Here is a 19,440-nt window from a genome sequence, read left to right as displayed (position 1 = left end):
GAGAATATACATATGTAGTTAGATTCCCATCAGAGACAGCTTTCTCTGCCGCTGCACGTGATGTGAAAACAACTTGCGATTTTGTGATTGCGGCAGCCAAATCTGTATCTGAAATTGGCTGAAGTTCATCAGATACGAGAACAACGATCGGATCTTGCACTGATGTTTTTGTATTCAATCCATGGACGTCATTTATGAGAGGCCAGCTGGCAGAGGGGACTAGATGCGTTCTAATGGGGGGGAAGGGGGAGAATCTTCAGTTTCTGGACTAAGGAAATCTTTTATCTCTTTGGAGATGGAATTTTCGTGATTCCGGCGATTTTCAGGAATGTACACATTAAGTAGATTTTTAGTTGATGGGTTTGCTCCCGTTATGGACATTAGCTCTGGGTGTGCTTTTAGATAAGTGGTATTGATCAGAAGTATGGAGGCAGGGCCGCCAGGGAGATCCTGAGGTTGAGAACTGCTTTCTATTTCTCGAGAGAGGAGAATATTGCCCTTGGGATTGGAATCTCGTAGTTGTGCGCCGAGTGCTGCATTGACTTCGCCGGAATTTTTTTCACTATTGGTGGACCCTGAAAGCATGATATAGGTAATGCCCTGCATGTTTGGGTCTATTTTCTGTGAAAAACGCTGCACTTTTGAAGAAAGTAAAACTAGCGTGATTAAAACGCTGACTACAGTCGCCACAGTGACAATGTTTACGACGGCTAGTGAGATAAGAGCTGGAAGAGTGTCGGTTCTTCCTGCAAGATTATTGCGGATGCTTCGGGCTGTTGCTAAATGGATTCCTACGAATAGTGTAACGGTGGTAATAGTTAACAGGGCGGCTGTAACTGCTGTAGCTAACAAGAGGAAACGGCTGAGCTCATTCCAGTCGTTAATTAATTTAAGTGCTACCAGGGTTACCGCTACTGCTATGGATCCAATGATCGATCCGGGAATTGCTCCTTGTGTAATGGTAGCTATGGTAATGCGGAGTCTGCTGTGCCCATTAAGTCGAGCAACCGCGAATGGCCTCGCTGACTGTAGTGACAGAGTGAGTGTTAATGCTGTAAGAAGTAAGGCGATGAGGGCTACGCTTGGGGCAATATAGCCACTGAATGCATATAGCAGGGAGCTCCAGCTGAGCACGGAAGGGAAGCTTTGTGCTACATATCCGTGTGAATTAAAAAGATTAATTAACCCATGATAGTCATCCCCAAAAATGTAGTAAAAAGCTCTGACTTCATTAGTTGTGTCTTGGGGGAATCCTGCTACATGTTGTTCTACTGAAGGATGGAAGGTTGTGCGAGGTACGCGGGGCCCAGTAGGTGACTCAGTGATGTATAGAGTCCTGTTTCTGAAGATGCGGGAACGGTCGTTGCGTTTCCGTGCGATCGATACTCCGTGTTTTACGGCATAATCGGCGAGCGCTTCATCGACTTTTTCCTGGGGAGAAGGAGAAGTATTTTCTTTATGTTCTGTTACCCATATAGTTTGTGAGGCGCCGACGGGTTCTTCGAGGTCTAAAACTGCCATCACTGTACCAGCGAGCAGTAGCCCGAATATTAATGCCAAAGCTGGAGGAAGAGCCCAGCGGTTTAATTTCACTTTTATCCCCTTCAGGTGAAGCGGCTGGGAAGCCTAGTAGGCTTTCCAGCCGCTGAAATTTTTAGCAGAATCCGTAGTAGGATTCGTTATTCGACCGAGCTCTTGGTCCGCTGGCTCTGGCTTCTAATTTGGGTTTTGTGCAACCGGAGTAGTAAGTGCTCTCTCCCTTGGCAGTGCTCTTATGGTTTCTTTCGGCATGTTTGTAGTATGACCACACGCTTTCGTTATTTGTTCCGTAATTCCAAAGTCCACCCTCAACTTCAGCGGTTGCGGCTATTGCGGGTGCGGTTACGCCGAGGCTTAATGTGATAGCTGCGATAGCAGAAATAAATCGTTGTTTAATCATTTTCGTTCCTTTAAAAGCGCTGCTTCGCTGCAGGCTCCAGTGTCCGCAGTCTCAACTAGCTACCCAGTTGGCCTCTTGGGTTTGTGGCCGTTTGAGGTGGCGTGAGATTAGCAACTTGAATGCCAGTTGAGAACGTGAATGAACCCCTCACTCTTCCAAGGGGATACCTACAGGTGGGGCAAGCGTGGCTGTAGTGGAGCAAAGGTGCAGATCAGCTGAGCGCAAAGTGCGTAAAGTTTGAAAAAATCCTTGAAAAACGCTTAGGGCGAACGGGTTTGTTGAGGGATCTTTTTCCTGCAGACGGAAAGAAAACCCCACCCCGACCACAACACCACCAACCGACACAACCCCGAATCACCCAGCCCCAGAAGACAACACCACTAGGCTTCCCACCATGGCCGGGACGACACACCCAACCCCACGCCCCCACCCACCAGGACGCGACAAACGAGCCCAACACCACCCCGGCCCCACCGGCGCCCCCCACGCCAACGGCCAACACGTCATCATCATCGGCGCCGGAATCGCCGGACTCTCCGCAGCCACCGAACTAGCCGAACGCGGCGTCAAAGTCACCATCCTCGAACGCGAAAACCACCTCGGCGGCCGCGTCAGCTCCTGGCCCATCACCATCAACGGCCAACCCACCAACATGAGCCGCGGATTCCACGCCTTCTTCCGCCAGTACTACCAACTGCGCGCACTCCTACGCCGCGCCGACCCCCACCTCAACGCACTACGCCCCGTCACCGACTACCCCCTCGACCTCGCCGACGGGCCCCGCGACTCCTTCACCCACATACCCCGCACACCCCCCTTCAACCTCATCGGGTTCATCGCCCAATCACCCTCATTCCCCCTAGGTGCCCTGCCCAAAGTCAACATCGACAAAGCCATGGGCCTACTCGACGTGCGCTTCCCCCAGACCTACACCGACCACGACGGAATCAGCGCCGCAGACGTCCTCAACCAACTCAACTTCCCCCACAGCGCCCGCCACCTCGCCCTCGAAGTCTTCGCCCGCAGCTTCTTCGCCGACCCCCACGAATTCTCCGGCGGAGAACTCATCGCCATGTTCCACACCTACTTCATCGGATCCGCCGAAGGACTCCTCTTCGACGTCGCCGCAGACCAATACGACACCGCCCTCTGGCAACCCCTCGCCCAATACCTCACCCGCCACGGCGCCACCATCTGCACCAACACCCCCGCCCACCACATCGAACCCACCCCCACAGCATCAACGTCCACACCCCCACCACCACCCTGTGCGCCGACGCCATCGTCCTAGCCACCGACATCACACCCCTACAACACCTCATCACCAACAGCCCCAACCTCGGCACACCAACCTGGCGCAAAAACATCACCCAACTACGCACCGCCCCACCCTTCGCCGTATGGCGCCGCTGGCTCGACACCCCACCGGCCCCCGGCACCCCAGACTTCCTCGGCACCAGCGGATACGGCCCCCTCGACAACATCTCAATGATCCACCAATTCGAAAAAACAGCCACCCAATGGGCCCACACCAACCACGGCAGCGTCATCGAACTCCACGCCTACGCCCTCCCCGAAAACACCAACCCCACCCACCTCAAAAACCAACTCACCCAGCAACAAAACCGACTCCACCCCGAACTGGCCAACGCCAAACAACTCGGCGAACAATGGCTCATCCGCAACGACTGCGCACTCATCGACACCTCACCCTGGAACCAACGCCCCAGCACCACCACACCCGACCCACGCATCGTCCTCGCCGGTGACGCAATCCGCTGCGACTACCCCGTAGCCCTCATGGAACGCGCCGCCACCACCGGAGTCCTCGCCGCCAACCACCTCCTGAAAACCTGGGACATACACGGAGCAGACATCTGGACCACCCCCACCACACCACGCCTACCAGGCATCCCACTAGCCCGCCGCGCACTACGCCGCCTCACCAAACACACACCACAACACCCCGACATCCAAAAACAGTAGATAACACCAACAACACAACCCCATTGATAAGTTCACCCACGTGAACCCACCCGCCACGGACGACCTCGTCATCCTCGTCCACAACGGCCACGACATCGGAACCGCCAACCGACTCCACATCCACACCACCAACACCCCCCTCCACCGCGCCTTCTCCACCTACCTTCGCCGCGACGACGGCCGCGTCCTCATCACCCGCCGCGCCCTGACCAAAACCACCTGGCCCGGAGTCTGGACCAACACCGCCTGCGGCCACCCCCGCCCCGGCGAAACCCCCACCCAAGCCGCCACCCGCCGCGTCCCCGAAGAACTCGGCACCCCACCCCTGAACCTCCGCACCAAAATCCCCAACTTCACCTACCGCGCCACCGACGCCTCCGGCATCGTCGAAAACGAAATCTGCCCCGTCCTCGTCGGCGAAATCGACCACACCACCCTCAACCCCAACCCCAACGAAGTCACCGAACACGCCTGGGTCCACTGGGAAAACCTACGCCACACAGCACGCACCATGCCCCACCTCCTCAGCCCATGGAGCGTCCTACAAATCAACGCCCTCGGCGACAACCCCTGGTAACCCACCAACCACCAGGCAAGACCCGCCGAAAAACCCAAGATCCCGGAGAAAACCGAACAGCTCAATACGATCCGTGTGACGGTCACCCATACCCGTCCGAAGGGGCAACATGAGCACGGTCGTCGTCATCGGTGCAGGACTCGCAGGCCTATCCGCCGCCTGCCACCTCGTCTCACAAGGACACCGAGTCCTCGTCATCGAAAAAGAATCCAGCCCCGGAGGCCGTGCTCTACGCATACGCCAAGACGGCTTCACATTCGACCTCGGCCCGACCGTCATGACCATGCCCGAACTCCTCGACGAACCCCTACGCGCCATCGGCTCATCCCAACAAAAAGCCGTCCCCATGCGCCGACTCGACCCCGCCTACCGCGGAGTCTTCGCCGACCACAGCGAACTACTCATCCGCAACTCCACCGAAGCAACCGCACAACACATCCACCACCTCTGCGGCCCCCACGACGCACAAGCACTGCGAGAACTCGAACCCTTCCTCGCCGAGCTCTACACCACCGCCCTACCCCACTTCATCGACACCAACTTCGACTCCCCACTAGACCTACTCCGCTCACCACAAGCAGCACTCAAACTCCTCAAAATGGGCGCCTTCGCACCCATGGCAAAAATGATCAACACACGCATCAGCGACGAACGCCTCCGCCGCATGCTCACCTTCCAAGCCCTCTACGCCGGACTATCCCCAACCACCGCCCTGGGCGTATACGCCCTCATCACCTACATGGACACCTTCCGCGGCGTCTACCTGCCCGAAGGCGGCATGGGCGCCATCCCACACGGCATGGCCCAAGCACTAGCACCCCACGCCACCATCCACTACAACACCACCGTCCACAGCCTCATGCGCGGACGCGGCGGACGCACCGTCGGCGTCAACACCAACGACGGCCCCATCCCCGCCGACGCCGTCATCTGCACCATCGACACCCCCACCGCCTACCGATACCTCCTACCCGACCTGCCCCTACCCCGCCCCCTACGCAACCCCACCTACTCACCATCAGCCGTCGTCTGGCACGTCGGTGCCCGCGGCCCCCTCCCTGCCAACGCCGCCCACCACAACATCCACTTCGGCCACGCCTGGGAAAACTGCTTCACCGAACTCATCAACCACCAAACCCTCATGAGCGACCCAGCTCGCCTCGTCACCATCTCCTCACTCGGTGAACCCCAGCTCGCCCCACCCGACACCCACACCCTCTACATCCTCGAACCCGTCCCCAACCTCAACGGCAACATCGACTGGAACACCGAAACCACCCACATACGCGAACGACTCCACGCCTTCCTCGACGCACACAACTACCCCACAGACATCATCACCGAACGACTCATCACCCCCCTGGACTGGAAAAACCTCGGCATGGCAGCAGGCACCCCCTTCGCCCTCGCCCACCACTTCCGACAAACCGGCCCCTTCCGCCCCGCCAACCACGAACCACGCATACCCGGCCTCTTCTTTGCCGGATCCGCCACCATCCCCGGCGTCGGCGTACCCATGGTCCTCATCAGCGGAAAACTCGCCGCCCAGCGAACCAGAAACTACCTACGGAAAAAACACCTATGACCCCCACCTGCCGCGTCCCCACCCACAGCCACCTCACCCTCGGCTACCGCCACTGCCGCCACCTCACCTGGAAACACGGCACCACCTACTACTGGGGAGCAGCCCTCCTACCACCCCAACAACGCCGCCATGTCCACGCCATCTACGCCCTATGCCGCCTCGCCGACGACATCGTCGACGCCCCCAACGCCACCCACGACCCCACCCTCATCCCCACAACCCGTAAAGCCCTCACCACCTTCGCCAACCGCTTCCACAACGCCATCGATAACCCCGCCAACGAAACCCCCACCCTCGCCGCCATCGCCACCACCATCCGCCACACCCGCATCCCCATGGAATGCTTCGACCGCTTCTTCAACGCCATGGCCATGGACCTCGACACCAAAAAATACGAAACCTGGAACGACCTCCTCCACTACATGGACGGATCCGCAGCCGTCATCGGCGAAATGATGCTCCCCATCCTCGGCGCCACCCACCCCAACGCCCGCGAACCCGCCCGCGCCCTAGGAATCGCATTCCAACTCACCAACTTCCTCCGCGACGTCAAAGAAGACCTCGACCGCGGACGCATCTACATCCCCCAAGAAGACCTACGCCACTTCGGAGCCGACCCCACCCGAGGCCACGTCGACGAACCCTGGCGCCAACTCATGACCTTCCAAATCGCCCGCAACAGACAGCTCTACCACCAAGCCGACACCGGCATCCCCCTCCTGCCCAACGCCTCCGCACGCTGCGTCGCCACCGCCCGAGTCCTGTACTCCCGCATCCTCAACCTCATCGAAAACGCCGACTACGACATCTTCTCCACACGATTACGCCTACCCACCTGGCGCAAAGCACTCACCGCAACCCACGGACTCATCACCCCACCCCACCCCCAATGAACACCGACATCGCCATCATCGGACTCGGGCCCGCCGGACGCGCACTCGCCCACCGACTCACCACCCACGGCGCCCACGTCACCGCCTACGACCCCCACCCCCACCGCCCCTGGAAACACACCCTCGGCGGCTGGGCCCATCAACTCCCCACCTGGCTCCCACCCCACACCGCCACCACCCGCGCCCCCAACACCGTCATCCACACCCACCACCGCGCACCCCTCTTCGACGAATACGTCATCCTCGACACCCCCGCCCTCCAACACGCCCTCCCCCTCGACAACGTCAACATCCACACCACCACCATCAACACCAACCAACTCCACACCCTCGCACCCATCGTCATCGACACCCGCGGCAACCACCACCCCCCACCAGCACACACCCCCATCCAAACCGCCTACGGCATCACCCTCCACCCCACCCAAGCCGCCCCCCTACTCCAAGACGCCGACGCCGTCCTCATGGACTGGCGCCCCCACGACGGCGCCCCAACATGGGGACACCGCACCGCCAGCTTCTGCTACACCATCCCCCTACCCAACGGCCGCGTCCTCACCGAAGAAACCATCCTCGCCGCCACACCCCCCATCCCCACCAAACACCTCGCCCAACGCCTCTACACCCGCCTCACCCGCCACGGCATACATCCAGACCCCACCAGCACCACCGAACACGTCCACATCCCCATGCTCCCCACCACCCCCCACCACCGACACCCACGATTCGGCGCAGCCAGCCACCAAAACAACCCCCTCACCGGCTACAGCGTCTTCGCCAGCCTCGCCGCCGCAGACACCGCCGCCCACACCCTCATCCACCACGGCCACCTCCCACCCGCACCCCCAGCCACAACCACCATCCGCCGCTTGGCACTCAACGCCCTCATCCGCCTCAACGGACACCACACCTTCAACCTCTTCGACGCCTACAACCACCTCCCCGCACACAAACAACGCGCCATCATGGACCCCACCACCAACGCCCCCGCACTCCTCAACGCCCTCACCACCCAATGGGCCAACCTGCCCCCACACACCCGCGCCACCCTCATCGCAGCCACCACCAACCTCACCCCACGCCACCACCAGGACACCCCATGACCACCCCAAGCCACCGACGCGCCAACCACCCCAACGAACCACCCACAACCAGCAACTGCCCCCTAACCACCTTCACAAACGGAGCCTGGCGAATCCGATCACTCCACACCGCCCGCCACATACTCCGCGCCAGAGGCCACACCGCCCAAGCCGGATTCACCGCCGAAAAAATCCCCACATCCACACCAAGCACCGCCCCATCCTCATCTCCGACGGACCACTCCACGACGAACAACGCCGCCAGGTCGCCCGCTTCTTCGCCCCCACCGTCGTCGCCACCTACCAACCCCTCATGGCCCGCACCGCCGAAGCAGCACTCAACCCCACCCAACACCACGGCCACATCCACCTGGATGAACTCGCCCTGCATTACGCCGTCGAAGTCACCGCCCACATCGTTGGCCTCACCCACGACCACCCCGGCGAAACCGACACCCAACGCCACCAACGCATCACCGCCATGTCTCACCGACTCACCACCTTCTTCAACCAACCACCCTTCGACATCACCCGCAAAGATCTCGGCCGCACCCACAAACAATGGCTCCAAGCCGCCCACAACGGCCTTAAACCCATCATCCAATTCTGGTGGCACGACGTTCGACCCGCCCTACAGCAACGCCGCCGCAGCCCCAGCGACGACGTCATGAGCCACCTCCTAGCCCACAACGCCACCACCACCGACATCCTCATCGAAGCCATCACCTACGGCACCGCCGGAATGGTCACCACCCGCGAATTCATCTGCATGGCCGCCTGGCACCTCCTCACTAACCACGACCTACGCACCCACTACCTCACCAGCGACCAACCCACACGCCTAGCCACCCTCGCCGAAATCATCCGACTCGAACCCGTCGTCGGACACATATGGCGCCGCGCCACCACCGACATCACCCCCAACCCCACCACCTGCATCAAAGCCGGCCAACTCATCGACATCAACATCCGCAGCGCAAACACAGACCCCAGCGCCGTAGGCGAAAACCCCCATCACCTACACCCAGGCCGCACCACCAGCCCCGGAATCGACGCCACCGGACTGGCTTTCGGGGACGGCGCCCACGCCTGCCCAGGAAAAACACTCGCACTACTCGAAACAGACGAACTCCTCACCCGCCTGCTCGCCCTCAAACCACACCTACACGCCCCACCCACAATCACCTGGGATGAACTCGTCGCCGGCTACCAAATCCGCAACATGCACCTCCTCACCCAAAAACCACCACACCCCAACCCTTCACCTCACCGCCACGCCCGCGCTACGTAAACACAACCAGATAAAGCCAACTCAATGCGTACCGTGGCCACATGAATATTCACGACATCGAAACAATCGACTGCTCGTCCCGCTGTGTAGCCAAACGCGCCCTCATCAACGCACCGGCCCACAGCCTCTTCGAAATGATCGCCAACCCCCACCGGCACCACGAATTCGACGGCTCCGGCACAGTCCAACCAACCGTCATTGGCCCACGCGAACTACACCTCGGTGACCGGTTCACCGTCGCAATGCGCCTAGGGCCAATCCGCTACAAAATCACCAGCATCGCCACCGAAATCACTACCGACCGCGTTATCGAGTGGCGTCACCCCGGCGGACACCACTGGCGTTACGACCTCGACTCCGTCGACAGCACCACCACCCTGCTGACCGAAACATTCCGCTACGACAGCACCCATCTACCAGCCCTCTACGAACTATTGCGCATTCCGCAACGCAACAGCCGCTCCATCCACCACACCCTCGCCACCATCCAAAGCATGCACAACAACTAGCCCCCCTAATACGGAACTGGCGAAATAAACACACATAGTGTTTGGTTATCCATAACGCATTGAGTGGCGTGGGGGCTAAAACACACCGACACGCGCCTAACCGCCACACCATCACACCGAGAACAAAGGCACACGCATGTCGACCGAAACCGCCCCACCCAAACGCCACATACTGCCCTCCTACACAGTCCAAGTACTCCTGGCACTCGTCCTGGGAGTCGTCCTAGGACTCATCGCCCGAACAGCCAACATCACCTGGCTCGCTGCCACCCTCGACATCACCGGCACCCTCTTCGTCCAACTCCTCAAACTCACCATCCCCATCCTCGTCTTCACCGCCGTTGTCAGCTCCATCGCCCACCTACGCGGTGTCACCGGCGCAGCCCGCCTCGCCGGCCAAACCCTCCTCTGGTTCGCCGCCACCGGGCTAGCCGCCTCACTCACCGGCCTCGCCGTCGGCCTCATCACCAACCCCGGCCGCGGCGTCACACTCGACATGAGCGCCGCACACGCACCTAAAAACACAGGCAGCTGGCTCGACTTCATCACCGGAATCATCCCAACCAACGTCGTCGGCGCATTCGTCGAAAACAACGTCCTCCAAATCGTCTTCATCGCCGCCGTCATCGGTGTAGCCACCATCAAAGTCGGCGACGCAGCCCAACCCTTCCTCGACCTCGTCGACTCCCTCCTCGAAATCGTCCAAAAAGCCCTCTGGTGGGTCATCCTCCTCGCCCCCATCGGCACCCTCGGACTCATCGGCCGCGCCGTCGCCCAATACGGTTGGGACCTCATCGGCCCCCTAGCCACCTTCACCGCCGACATCTACATCGGATGCTTCGTCGTCCTAGCCATCCTCTACCCACTCTTCCTACGCCTGGGCGCAGGCCTATCCGTCCGCAAGTTCTACGCCGCAGCCTGGCCAGCCATCCAACTCGGCTTCGTCTCCCGATCCTCCGTCGGCACCATGCCCCTAACCCAACGCGTCACCATCGAACGACTCGGCGTCGACCGCGGCTACGCAGCATTCGCCATCCCCTTCGGAGCCACCTCAAAAATGGACGGCTGCGCCGCCGTATACCCAGCCATCGCAGCAATCTTCGTAGCCCAAATCTTCGGCGTCGACCTCACCCTGGCCCAATACGCCCTCATCGTCTTCGTCTCCGTTATCGGCTCAGCCGCCACCGCAGGACTCAATGGCGCTACCGTCATGCTCACCCTCACCCTCTCCACCATCGGACTGCCACTCGAAGGTGTCGGACTCCTCTTGGCCGTCGACCCCATCATCGACATGATCCGCACAGCCACCAACGTCACCGGACAAGCCGCCATCACCGCCGTCGTCGCAGCTCGCGAAAAACTCCTCGACCACGACACCTACCAAGCAGCCAACACAGACCTCAACGAAACCACCCCCAGCCACACCGAAAACACCGAAACCACCCCAACCCACAACGAAAACATCACCATGGCCCACAGCTAGCCCACCACACTCAACAGGTCCGCTGTTTTCCACGCCACCACCGTGGAAAACAGCGGACCACTCACATCCCCACCACAACACCCAACAAACCCACCCCGCTACACACCATCCTTCTGACGCTCATCCACCACCTGCCAAAAATGACCCCGCAACGCGTGCCGATCATTCTCACCCAACTCCGGGGTATCAATCCGCAACGACAAATCCCGCAACAAAGCCCGATCCACCTCCGGCGGAACCGTAGGACGACGCTGCAACAACCGATCCCAATCCTCATCAGTAGCAGCCTCCAACCACGCCGCCAACACACTGCGACACACCGCATCAATACTCTCCGGACTGGCCTCCACCGCACCAGAAACCTGCTCAAACACCCAGTCAGTACTCACCACATCACTCGAATACACAATCTGGGTTGGTTCCACCACCGGACTAGCATCCGCAGGAAGATGCACCTCCACTCCACCCGGATGTGGCTGCCGCCTATCCAACAAAGCCGGAGTCGGCCGACTCGACAACGACTCCTGCACCGACTCTTCCAAACCCGCACCCAGCTCACACCCCTCTTCCTCACCCTCCACAGGTGAGGCAGGACGCGGAATCCGCTTCACCACCGCCGGAATAGTCTCCTGATCAATCACCGTTACCCCATCAGCCTCCATCTGCAGATGACGCGCCACCGCATACGCCTGCCCCTGCGTATCAGGCACCGCCAACACATTCACCTGCACCCCATGCAGCTGTGCCTCCTCCACTGCCTCGGTCAAATCATCATCACCAGAAAGCAAATACGCGACATCAACAGCCCGATTGCGGGCATGCGTTACCAAATCCAACCCCAACCGAAGATCGACGCCTTTCTGCTCACCGGAATAACTACGACGTCCCAAACGCACCTTGACCCGAGGAAGAAGAGCAAGCGCTTGCTGTGTCGCGTCCGCACGACCCGTCGCCGCATTACCGGAGTCGTACCAATTAATGCGCAGAAGAGGTAAGCCACTGTCGCGCTCCACCTGCTCGGTAAGTCTCTTCATGAGCAAAGCATGATCAATGCTCACCGCAGCCCGTAAAGAAGTGCCACTCACCAACATGGATGAGGAAGCAAGGAGGTATCCGGCGTCGACATACACCGCACAACAAGAACGCATACGTCCACAGTCTCATGGCTACGCCAGCCTTCGGTGCTCCTAGTTGCTTCGGTGTTTTGAGAGAGAGTGATACTAGGGCTTCTAAAAAGCGAACCTGGCGTATTGGTCAGATACACTAATTATTACGATTATCGCGCAGTTCTATTTCGAATATTGTTGCTTAACAAAGGCTCTGGGGTCGAGACTGATGTGGATTCTTTTTCTTTTGTCTGTGTTTAGATTGGATGTGTCTAATCTAAACATCTTGAAACGAGTATGTGAGTCTTGAGGAAGGATTATATAAGAATCACATAAGAAAGGTTCAATAAATGCCACGAATCGGTTTCTCAGTGAGAAATCTAAAAATGAGCTAAGTAGCCCTCCGGGGCGCGGCCTCGGAACTGGCGCTGCAGAGGAAAGTTCCCCAGGACAGCAAGAAAAATTTACCGAAACCGCGCGCGGATAGAAGGCAAGCGACTAGTCGTATTAACTGGAACGAACAGCGGTGTACTTGACGCCATCTTTGGTGATCAATGTGAGTTTCTTGTCTTTGTAATCGAATTTGGCCGGGTTTTCGAAGATCGAGTGATATGCATCTGCAACCTTGTTTACTTTGTCGTCAACGCAAGCTGCCTGAGTCGTGGCGAGGTTAGAGGTAGTGATGGTCTTGTCTGCGACCTTTGCTTTGCCAAAAACGCGGTTGCAAGCGTCCTGGCCCTCAAAAGTTCCGTCCTTCTTAATGATGAACTTCGCATCCTTAGTGATCTTGGAATCAACGCCTGGAATGACCAAGTGCCAATTATGTCCTGTAACCGGATCCTGTGCAGACACGGTGGCGTGGGCGGCGTATGTGGCTCCACCCAATGCAAACATGCTGGCAGTAATTGCGGCAGCGAGACGGATGCCCTTCATGACTATTTCCCCTTTCTGTGGCCCTGTCCTGTGACGTTGGGTGGATCTAGACCCCAGGGCCGTAGCTTCTCGAAAATTATGACTAGCGTTCTGTTGCAACGATAGCCGTGAAACCAAGGTTCCCAATGTGACATCAAACACACAAGTTTTTTCAAAACACGAACCTACAGGTGCGCCTCACCATGCCCAACCGTCACCGCCACGACCCGATCTGCGCGTTAGCCTTAACTCGTGACTGAGATTGAGATCGGCCGGGGCAAGCGCGCGCGCGCCGCCTATTCGCTTGACGACATCGCGGTAGTGCCCTCACGCCGTACCCGCGACCCGCGTGACGTCTCAACGTCATGGCAGATCGATGCCTACCACTTCGACCTGCCTTTCATCGCAGCCCCTATGGACTCAGTGGTGAGTCCCGCCACTGCGATCCAATTCGGCCAATCCGGAGGACTGGGCGTCCTAGACCTCGAAGGCCTATGGACCCGCTACGAAGACCCCACCTCGCACCTGCAACAAATCATCGAAGCCGAGCCAGCCGAAGCTACCGCTCTACTCCAAAAAATCTACGCTGAACCCATCAAAACCGAACTCATCACAGCCCGGCTCAAAGAAATGCGCGAAGCGGGCGTCACTGTTGCCGGCTCCCTGACACCGCAGCGCACCCAAGAACACTGGAAAACCGTCATCGATGCCGGTGTCGACATTTTTGTGATCCGCGGAACCACTGTTTCGGCAGAGCACGTCTCCAGCGAAGCTGAACCCCTCAACCTCAAACGCTTCATCTACGAACTCGACGTACCCGTCATCGTCGGTGGCGCAGCCACCTATCAAGCCGGACTGCACCTCATGCGCACCGGAGCCGCAGGCGTCCTCGTCGGATTCGGCGGAGGGCGGGCGCTCACCACCCAGCAAACACTCGGTATCCAGGCACCAGTAGCCACCGCTATCTCCGATGTCGCAGCCGCCCGTCGTGACTACATGGATGAATCCGGCGGCCGCTATGTCCACGTCATCGCCGACGGAGGAATGGGACGCTCCGGCGATGTCGTCAAAGCCATCGCTTGCGGAGCTGACGCTGTCATGCTCGGCGCGGCCCTGGCCCGGGCTACCGACGTCCCTGGCGGCGGATACCACTGGGGAGCAGAAGCACACCACCCTGAACTCCCACGCGGCGAGCGCGTCGCCGTAGGTGCGCTCGGCACTATGCAAGAGATCCTCTTCGGCCCGGCCCACGCAGCTGGCGGAAAAACCAACTTCGTTGGTGCGCTCCGCCGCGCTATGGCCACTACTGGGTACGTCGACGTTAAAGACTTCCAGCGTGTTGGTATCGTAACCGGAGCCACATTCGGGAAGTAACCCCACAGATCGGAACAGCTGCAGCAGGTCCTAAACCTGCTCATTTCTTACTTCCAGCGGGGCCAAGGGAAACGGAATAACACCCGCCCTCGGCCCCAAAAACACTCCCAAAAAACAACAACGACGCTTCACCATGGCGTAAGCCACGCCAGCAAACCCCGCTGTCCTAGCTCGCCCATTTCGATAGGGTGGATCTGTGCTGCGGACCGCCCTTAAACCCAAATGGCTCGGCCTGCTCCTGTTCGTGCTCCTGGTCGTCGTCTCTTTCACGTGGCTCGGTTTCTGGCAACTCGACGTCGCCCAAGCCAAACAGCAACGTGAGGCAGCCGAATACGCACGTTCACAGCCCTACGCCCCCATCAACAGCCTCCTGCCGCCCCATCACCCCCTCACTCAGCAGCTCGTTGGACGTAAAGTCACTGCCACCGGTACCTACGTACCCGAACATCAACTCATCGTCACCCCACGCTTAAATAACGGCCAGGCTGGAGCATGGGTCATGACACCGCTCAATACCGGTGATGCCTACGTACCTGTCGTGCGTGGCTGGGTCCCGGATCCCGCGCATGTGCAGCCCCCACCAACCGGCACCGTCACTGTCACCGGTGTGCTTGCTCCACCTGAATCTGCACCCAGCGAACCCAGCCCCCTTCCCAGTGGGCAAGTCGCCACCATCGACCTCGCCCATCTCGTCAACACGTGGAACACCCAGACATACAGCGCCTTCGTCATCACCTCTGCCGAAACCACACCCGGACCAGATGGGAAAGTCGCCCCCATCACCAGCTGGCGCCCTGAGACCATCCCTGCGCCACAGCCCGACACAGGTGGTATCCAGTGGCGCAACCTCGCCTATGCTCTGCAGTGGTGGTTCTTCGCCGCCTTCGCCGTATACATGTGGATACGCATGGTTCGGGACGATGCCGTCACCGACGCAGCGATAGCGCGAGGCGAGACTGTCACCACTGCATCTATCGCCCCCTGGAAAGCCACCCCCACAGGAGAAAAATCATGACTACGCCCGCACTGCCTTACGACCAAGAAAAAATTGCTCGCTCACTCATGCTTTTCCGGGTCATGGCCTTCATCGTCGGTGTTGGTTTACTGCTTCTTTTGCTCGAAATGGTCCTCAAATACGGCTTCAACAATCACATGCTCGACTGGTGGCAGATCCCTCACGGTGTTCTGTACATGGTGTACATCGCTGTCACCTTCGCGCTGTCCAGTACTACCCGTATGCCGTTGGCTAAAACGTTGGGCATCATGCTTTCCGGGTGCGTTCCCTTTCTTTCTTTCTGGGTGGAGCACAAAGTCACTCAAGAAATTCGCACCCGTTTTCACCTGAACTCCTAAGGGGTGTAACCCGCAGGTGTAGCTATTCGGTGTCTTTCAATACCGGTGCTGGCATCGCACCTGTGGACACACAAGCACTACACTCACCGGAGTGAGCGCCGACCTGCATTCTCGCCCTGTCCTCGTCGTGGACTTCGGAGCCCAGTACGCGCAACTCATCGCGCGACGCGTCCGGGAAGCGAACGTCTATTCGGAGGTGATTCCGCACACCACCTCTGTCGCTGAAATCCTTTCCCGTAATCCGGGGGCAGTGATTCTTTCTGGTGGCCCGTCCTCTGTTTATGCCGATGGGGCCCCTGCCCTTGATCCGGCTCTTCTGGAAGCGGGCATTCCTGTGCTGGGGTTGTGTTACGGATTCCAAGCCATGGTGAACGCTCTGGGGGGTCAGGTAGCCCGTACCGGTAGCCGTGAGTACGGATCGACCGAAATTAGCCGCAACGGCCAAAGTGTTCTTCTTCAGAGCAGCCCTGACACTCAGGTCGTGTGGATGAGTCACGGTGATGCTGTCGCTGAGATGCCTGAAGGCATCACGGTTACTGCTACTTCTCCCGGTGCCCCGGTGGCTGCTTTTGAGGACCCGGTTCGTCGTCTGTTCGGTGTGCAATGGCACCCTGAGGTGCACCACTCTCACTATGGTCAGAAACTTTTGGAGAGCTTCCTTAAGGCTGCGGAACTGCCTGGTGACTGGAATGCTTCAAGCATTGTTGACGATCAGGTAGCGAAGATTCGTCAGGTCGTCGGTGAGGATCGCGTTATTTGCGGGCTTTCTGGCGGAGTGGACTCTTCTGTTGCGGCAGCGCTGGTGCAGCGTGCAGTTGGTAACCAGCTGACTTGTGTTTTCGTTGATCACGGTTTGCTTCGTTCTGGAGAAGCGGAGCAGGTTCAGCAGGATTTCGTTGCTGCCACAGGCGTTGATCTTGTGACTGTTGATGCAGCGGATGTCTTCCTGGAAGCTCTCGCTGGCGTGACGGACCCTGAAACCAAACGCAAGATTATTGGCCGTGAGTTTATTCGCGCGTTTGAGCGTGCTGCCCGTGACATTGTGACTGACCGCGGTGACGAAGAGCATCCAGTGAAGTGGCTCGTTCAGGGCACTCTCTACCCGGATGTGGTTGAGTCTGGCGGTGGTTCGGGAACAGCAAACATTAAGTCGCACCACAACGTTGGTGGGCTTCCTGATGATCTTGAGTTTGCTCTCATTGAGCCGCTGCGGGACCTGTTTAAGGACGAGGTGCGCCAGGTTGGTCTCGAGCTTGGTGTTCCTGAGGCAATCGTGTGGCGTCAGCCATTCCCTGGCCCTGGCTTGGGTATCCGCATTATTGGTGAAGTCACGCGAGAGCGTCTTGAAACATTGCGAGACGCGGATCGTATCGCGCGCGAAGAGCTCACTGCCGCCGGACTGGATCGTGACATCTGGCAGTGCCCGGTGGTGCTCTTGGCTGACGTGCGCTCTGTAGGAGTGCAGGGCGATGGCCGTACGTATGGTCACCCGATTGTTCTGCGCCCTGTTTCTTCGGAAGACGCGATGACAGCAGATTGGACGCGCCTGCCGTATGAGGTGTTGGCACGTATTTCTAGCCGTATCACCAACGAGGTGGAAGAAGTGAACCGGGTGGTGCTGGACTGCACCTCCAAGCCACCGGGCACTATCGAGTGGGAGTGAATCCCCAAAGGAGTTGTCCTCTGCATTAATGCTGTAGAGGTGTAGCAAAGAGGGTGCGGGTGCTGTGTGCGGCGCTCGCACCTTCTTTGCATAGGTGATTAGGGCTGTGTTGTGTGTTTTGGGGTGTTGGTGATGCCGAGGTGTTTGAGCAAGCGCTGTGCGGCTTTGTTTGCGGAGGTGACGCAGGCTCCTACTCCTAGGCCGTCGTAGGAGGCTCCGGCTAGTTCTACTCCGGGTAGTGAGTTGGCTAGGTCGGTGCGAACGGCTGTGATGCGGTCGGTGTGGCCGACGGTGAGTTGGGGTAGTCCCGGTTGCCAGCGGTGGATGTGTGTCATGGCTGGTTTTGTGTTGATGCCGGTGAGTGTGTGGAGGTCGCGCAGGACTTGGTCGATGAGTGCGTCGTCGTCGAGGGTTGCGAGGAGGTTGTTTCCGGCGCGCCCTACAGAGAGCCTGAAGAGGGTGTGTTTGCCGTCGTCAAGGTGTGCCCATTTGCGGTCGAGGTGGGTTCCTGCTTTGAGGAGGGGGGCATGCGTGGAGGGGATGAGGAATCCGTTTGCGTTGAGCGCGGGTAGGTGTGCGACGTCGTGGCGGGGGAAGGCCATGACGATGGTGGCTGTGTGTGCGGTTTCGATGTTGTCGAGGGTGGCGGCTGTGGTGGGGGTGGTGGGGCGGATGAGGTTGGCGGCTGTGTGTGCGGGGGTGGCGATCACGATGGCGTCGGCGGTTAGCTGGCGTTCGTCGGAGAGGGTGAGGGTGTAGGTGGTTGTTCCGGTTTCGGTGGTGTTGCGGGTGAGTGTGGTGACGTTGGCGTCGAGTTCGATGGTGACGTTGGTGTCGCGTAGGAGGGCGTTGGTGAGGGTGCTTAGGCCGGTTGGCCAGCTGGCGAACATGGGGAGCGGGGTGGTGGTGTGTGTGGTTTTTGGTTGGCGGCGGCGTAGGAGGGAGCGTCCTTGGCTGGCTGCGGGGATGAGGGCTGGTGAGGTGGCGCGGAGGCTGAGGCGGTTGACGTCTCCGGAGTGGAGAGAGCCTAGGAGGGGGTCGACGAAGGCATTGGTGACGGCGTGGCCGAATCGGTTGGTGACGAATTCGCCGACGGAGATGTCGTGTCCGGGGGTGAGGTCGATGCGGCCGGTGAGGTGTGCGTAGAGGGGTTCGAGGCCGGCGCGGGTTAGGGCTGGGATGTTGAGGATGCCGGAGGTGAGAACGGGCAGGATTTTGGTGGGTCCTGCTGGGCCGACGCCTTCGGGTAGGGGGCGTCGGCGTGTGCCGGTCCAGAGCCAGCTGGTGCCTGGGCGTGAGCCGGTGAGGTTGGGGGTGAGGTTGAGTTCGTCGACGAGTTCGCGCATGCCGGGGTGGGCTAGGTGGATGGATTCGGCGCCGAGGTCGATGGGGAGGTTGTTGAGTTCGGTGGTGTGGATTTGGCCGCCGGTGCGGGGGTTGCGTTCGAGGAGGGTGGTGGTTAGGCCTGCTTGGGAGAGGCGGCGGGCGGTGAGGAGTCCTGTGACGCCTCCGCCGACGACGATGACGGAGGTCGGGGTGTCGGTGGCGGGGTTCATGGTTACCTCGGTGTGTGGGGGATAGGGGGTGTTTCCCACAGTAGCGGGGGTGTCTGAGTTGTGCGTGTGAGCTGGGTTGGGGTGGGGTGCGGGAACGGTCACATTGTGTTGGGCGTCGGGCGGGGGGAGGG

19 protein-coding genes are annotated in these 19,440 nt (G+C 59.4%); 13 read left to right on the top strand and 6 right to left on the bottom strand.

The features are described 5' to 3' along the window. Positions 1-219: 219 nt before the first annotated feature. Both AC2T9U_RS10275 and AC2T9U_RS10270 read right to left on the bottom strand, forming a co-directional pair. Positions 220-1,593 carry a bacteriocin-associated integral membrane family protein gene (locus tag AC2T9U_RS10275; protein WP_493696033.1) on the bottom strand — a complete coding sequence of 458 codons (1,374 nt, stop codon included), beginning with the start codon at positions 1,591-1,593 and terminating at the stop codon, positions 220-222. Between the two features lie 61 nt (positions 1,594-1,654). Continuing rightward, entirely contained in the window at positions 1,655-1,939 is a 285-nt protein-coding gene (locus AC2T9U_RS10270; protein WP_493696032.1) for a lactococcin 972 family bacteriocin, read from the bottom strand. A gap of 394 nt (positions 1,940-2,333) precedes the next feature. Here AC2T9U_RS10270 and AC2T9U_RS10265 point away from each other — a divergent pair, with 394 nt between their 5' ends. From AC2T9U_RS10265 to AC2T9U_RS10240, 6 genes are all read left to right on the top strand, one after another. Continuing rightward, entirely contained in the window at positions 2,334-3,230 is an 897-nt protein-coding gene (locus AC2T9U_RS10265; protein WP_493696031.1) for an FAD-dependent oxidoreductase, read from the top strand. Continuing rightward, a complete protein-coding gene (locus AC2T9U_RS10260; protein WP_493696955.1) occupies positions 3,134-3,925 on the top strand; it encodes an FAD-dependent oxidoreductase in 792 nt (263 codons plus the stop codon). Before AC2T9U_RS10265 ends, AC2T9U_RS10260 begins: the two co-directional genes overlap by 97 nt. A 40-nt stretch (positions 3,926-3,965) precedes the next feature. Beyond that, positions 3,966-4,502, top strand: coding sequence for an isopentenyl-diphosphate Delta-isomerase (gene idi / locus AC2T9U_RS10255; protein ID WP_493696030.1), 537 nt, complete (start codon positions 3,966-3,968; stop codon positions 4,500-4,502). 109 nt (positions 4,503-4,611) lie between these two features. Further along, entirely contained in the window at positions 4,612-6,087 is a 1,476-nt protein-coding gene (locus AC2T9U_RS10250; protein WP_208302842.1) for a phytoene desaturase family protein, read from the top strand. Continuing rightward, a complete protein-coding gene (locus tag AC2T9U_RS10245) occupies positions 6,084-6,980 on the top strand; it encodes a phytoene/squalene synthase family protein (RefSeq protein WP_493696029.1) in 897 nt (298 codons plus the stop codon). Before AC2T9U_RS10250 ends, AC2T9U_RS10245 begins: the two co-directional genes overlap by 4 nt. Continuing rightward, on the top strand, positions 6,977-8,083 hold the full coding sequence (locus AC2T9U_RS10240) for a lycopene cyclase family protein (RefSeq protein WP_493696028.1): 1,107 nt from the start codon (positions 6,977-6,979) through the stop codon (positions 8,081-8,083). Before AC2T9U_RS10245 ends, AC2T9U_RS10240 begins: the two co-directional genes overlap by 4 nt. Here AC2T9U_RS10240 and AC2T9U_RS10235 read toward each other — a convergent pair. Further along, positions 8,052-8,369 carry a hypothetical protein gene (locus AC2T9U_RS10235; protein ID WP_493696027.1) on the bottom strand — a complete coding sequence of 106 codons (318 nt, stop codon included), beginning with the start codon at positions 8,367-8,369 and terminating at the stop codon, positions 8,052-8,054. The two genes, AC2T9U_RS10240 and AC2T9U_RS10235, sit on opposite strands and share 32 nt — an antisense overlap. Positions 8,370-8,375: 6 nt before the next feature. On the opposite strand from AC2T9U_RS10235, the gene AC2T9U_RS10230 reads away from it, so the two are divergent. The 3 genes from AC2T9U_RS10230 (at position 8,376) to AC2T9U_RS10220 (ending at position 11,345) form a co-directional block, all read left to right on the top strand. Beyond that, a complete protein-coding gene (locus tag AC2T9U_RS10230) occupies positions 8,376-9,353 on the top strand; it encodes a cytochrome P450 (RefSeq protein ID WP_493696026.1) in 978 nt (325 codons plus the stop codon). Positions 9,354-9,394: 41 nt separating this feature from the next. Further along, positions 9,395-9,862: an SRPBCC family protein gene (locus AC2T9U_RS10225; protein ID WP_493696025.1), complete on the top strand. Its 468-nt coding sequence runs from the start codon at positions 9,395-9,397 to the stop codon at positions 9,860-9,862. 136 nt (positions 9,863-9,998) lie between these two features. Then, a complete protein-coding gene (locus AC2T9U_RS10220) occupies positions 9,999-11,345 on the top strand; it encodes a dicarboxylate/amino acid:cation symporter (RefSeq protein ID WP_493696024.1) in 1,347 nt (448 codons plus the stop codon). Between the two features lie 98 nt (positions 11,346-11,443). Here AC2T9U_RS10220 and AC2T9U_RS10215 read toward each other — a convergent pair whose 3' ends face one another. After that, positions 11,444-12,493, bottom strand: coding sequence for an NYN domain-containing protein (locus tag AC2T9U_RS10215; RefSeq protein ID WP_493696023.1), 1,050 nt, complete (start codon positions 12,491-12,493; stop codon positions 11,444-11,446). A 465-nt stretch (positions 12,494-12,958) separates the two neighbouring features. Then, complete coding sequence (locus AC2T9U_RS10210) at positions 12,959-13,384, bottom strand: META domain-containing protein (RefSeq protein ID WP_493696022.1); 426 nt, start codon at positions 13,382-13,384, stop codon at positions 12,959-12,961. A gap of 231 nt (positions 13,385-13,615) precedes the next feature. Between AC2T9U_RS10210 and AC2T9U_RS10205 the strand changes: the two genes are divergently transcribed. From AC2T9U_RS10205 to guaA, 4 genes are all read left to right on the top strand, one after another. Next, positions 13,616-14,737: a GuaB3 family IMP dehydrogenase-related protein gene (locus AC2T9U_RS10205; protein ID WP_493696021.1), complete on the top strand. Its 1,122-nt coding sequence runs from the start codon at positions 13,616-13,618 to the stop codon at positions 14,735-14,737. Positions 14,738-14,933: 196 nt separating this feature from the next. Continuing rightward, positions 14,934-15,752 (top strand): SURF1 family protein, encoded by an 819-nt coding sequence (locus AC2T9U_RS10200; protein WP_493696020.1) that lies wholly within the window; start codon positions 14,934-14,936, stop codon positions 15,750-15,752. Continuing rightward, positions 15,749-16,090: a DUF3817 domain-containing protein gene (locus tag AC2T9U_RS10195; protein WP_208302850.1), complete on the top strand. Its 342-nt coding sequence runs from the start codon at positions 15,749-15,751 to the stop codon at positions 16,088-16,090. The genes AC2T9U_RS10200 and AC2T9U_RS10195 overlap by 4 nt, the downstream gene beginning before the upstream one ends. Positions 16,091-16,181: 91 nt before the next feature. Then, positions 16,182-17,753 carry a glutamine-hydrolyzing GMP synthase gene (gene guaA, locus AC2T9U_RS10190; RefSeq protein WP_493696019.1) on the top strand — a complete coding sequence of 524 codons (1,572 nt, stop codon included), beginning with the start codon at positions 16,182-16,184 and terminating at the stop codon, positions 17,751-17,753. A gap of 98 nt (positions 17,754-17,851) precedes the next feature. On the opposite strand, the gene hemG is transcribed toward guaA, so the two are convergent. Next, complete coding sequence (gene hemG / locus AC2T9U_RS10185) at positions 17,852-19,309, bottom strand: protoporphyrinogen oxidase (protein ID WP_493696018.1); 1,458 nt, start codon at positions 19,307-19,309, stop codon at positions 17,852-17,854. Between the last annotated feature and the right edge of the window lie 131 nt (positions 19,310-19,440).

Source organism: Dermatophilus sp. B7861-1 (genome assembly GCF_058996045.1).
Note: the sequence above shows the minus strand (reverse complement) of the source record. Positions and strands in the feature narration are given on the sequence as shown.

Coding starts and splice junctions, on each gene's coding strand:
- AC2T9U_RS10270 (WP_493696032.1), bottom strand. CDS start 1,939: ATGATTAAACAACGATTTATTTCTGCTATCGCAGCTATCACATTAAGC.
- AC2T9U_RS10265 (WP_493696031.1), top strand. CDS start 2,334: ATGGCCGGGACGACACACCCAACCCCACGCCCCCACCCACCAGGACGC.
- AC2T9U_RS10250 (WP_208302842.1), top strand. CDS start 4,612: ATGAGCACGGTCGTCGTCATCGGTGCAGGACTCGCAGGCCTATCCGCC.
- AC2T9U_RS10245 (WP_493696029.1), top strand. CDS start 6,084: ATGACCCCCACCTGCCGCGTCCCCACCCACAGCCACCTCACCCTCGGC.
- AC2T9U_RS10240 (WP_493696028.1), top strand. CDS start 6,977: ATGAACACCGACATCGCCATCATCGGACTCGGGCCCGCCGGACGCGCA.
- AC2T9U_RS10230 (WP_493696026.1), top strand. CDS start 8,376: ATGGCCCGCACCGCCGAAGCAGCACTCAACCCCACCCAACACCACGGC.
- AC2T9U_RS10225 (WP_493696025.1), top strand. CDS start 9,395: ATGAATATTCACGACATCGAAACAATCGACTGCTCGTCCCGCTGTGTA.
- AC2T9U_RS10220 (WP_493696024.1), top strand. CDS start 9,999: ATGTCGACCGAAACCGCCCCACCCAAACGCCACATACTGCCCTCCTAC.
- AC2T9U_RS10215 (WP_493696023.1), bottom strand. CDS start 12,493: ATGCGTTCTTGTTGTGCGGTGTATGTCGACGCCGGATACCTCCTTGCT.
- AC2T9U_RS10210 (WP_493696022.1), bottom strand. CDS start 13,384: ATGAAGGGCATCCGTCTCGCTGCCGCAATTACTGCCAGCATGTTTGCA.
- AC2T9U_RS10195 (WP_208302850.1), top strand. CDS start 15,749: ATGACTACGCCCGCACTGCCTTACGACCAAGAAAAAATTGCTCGCTCA.
- hemG (WP_493696018.1), bottom strand. CDS start 19,309: ATGAACCCCGCCACCGACACCCCGACCTCCGTCATCGTCGTCGGCGGA.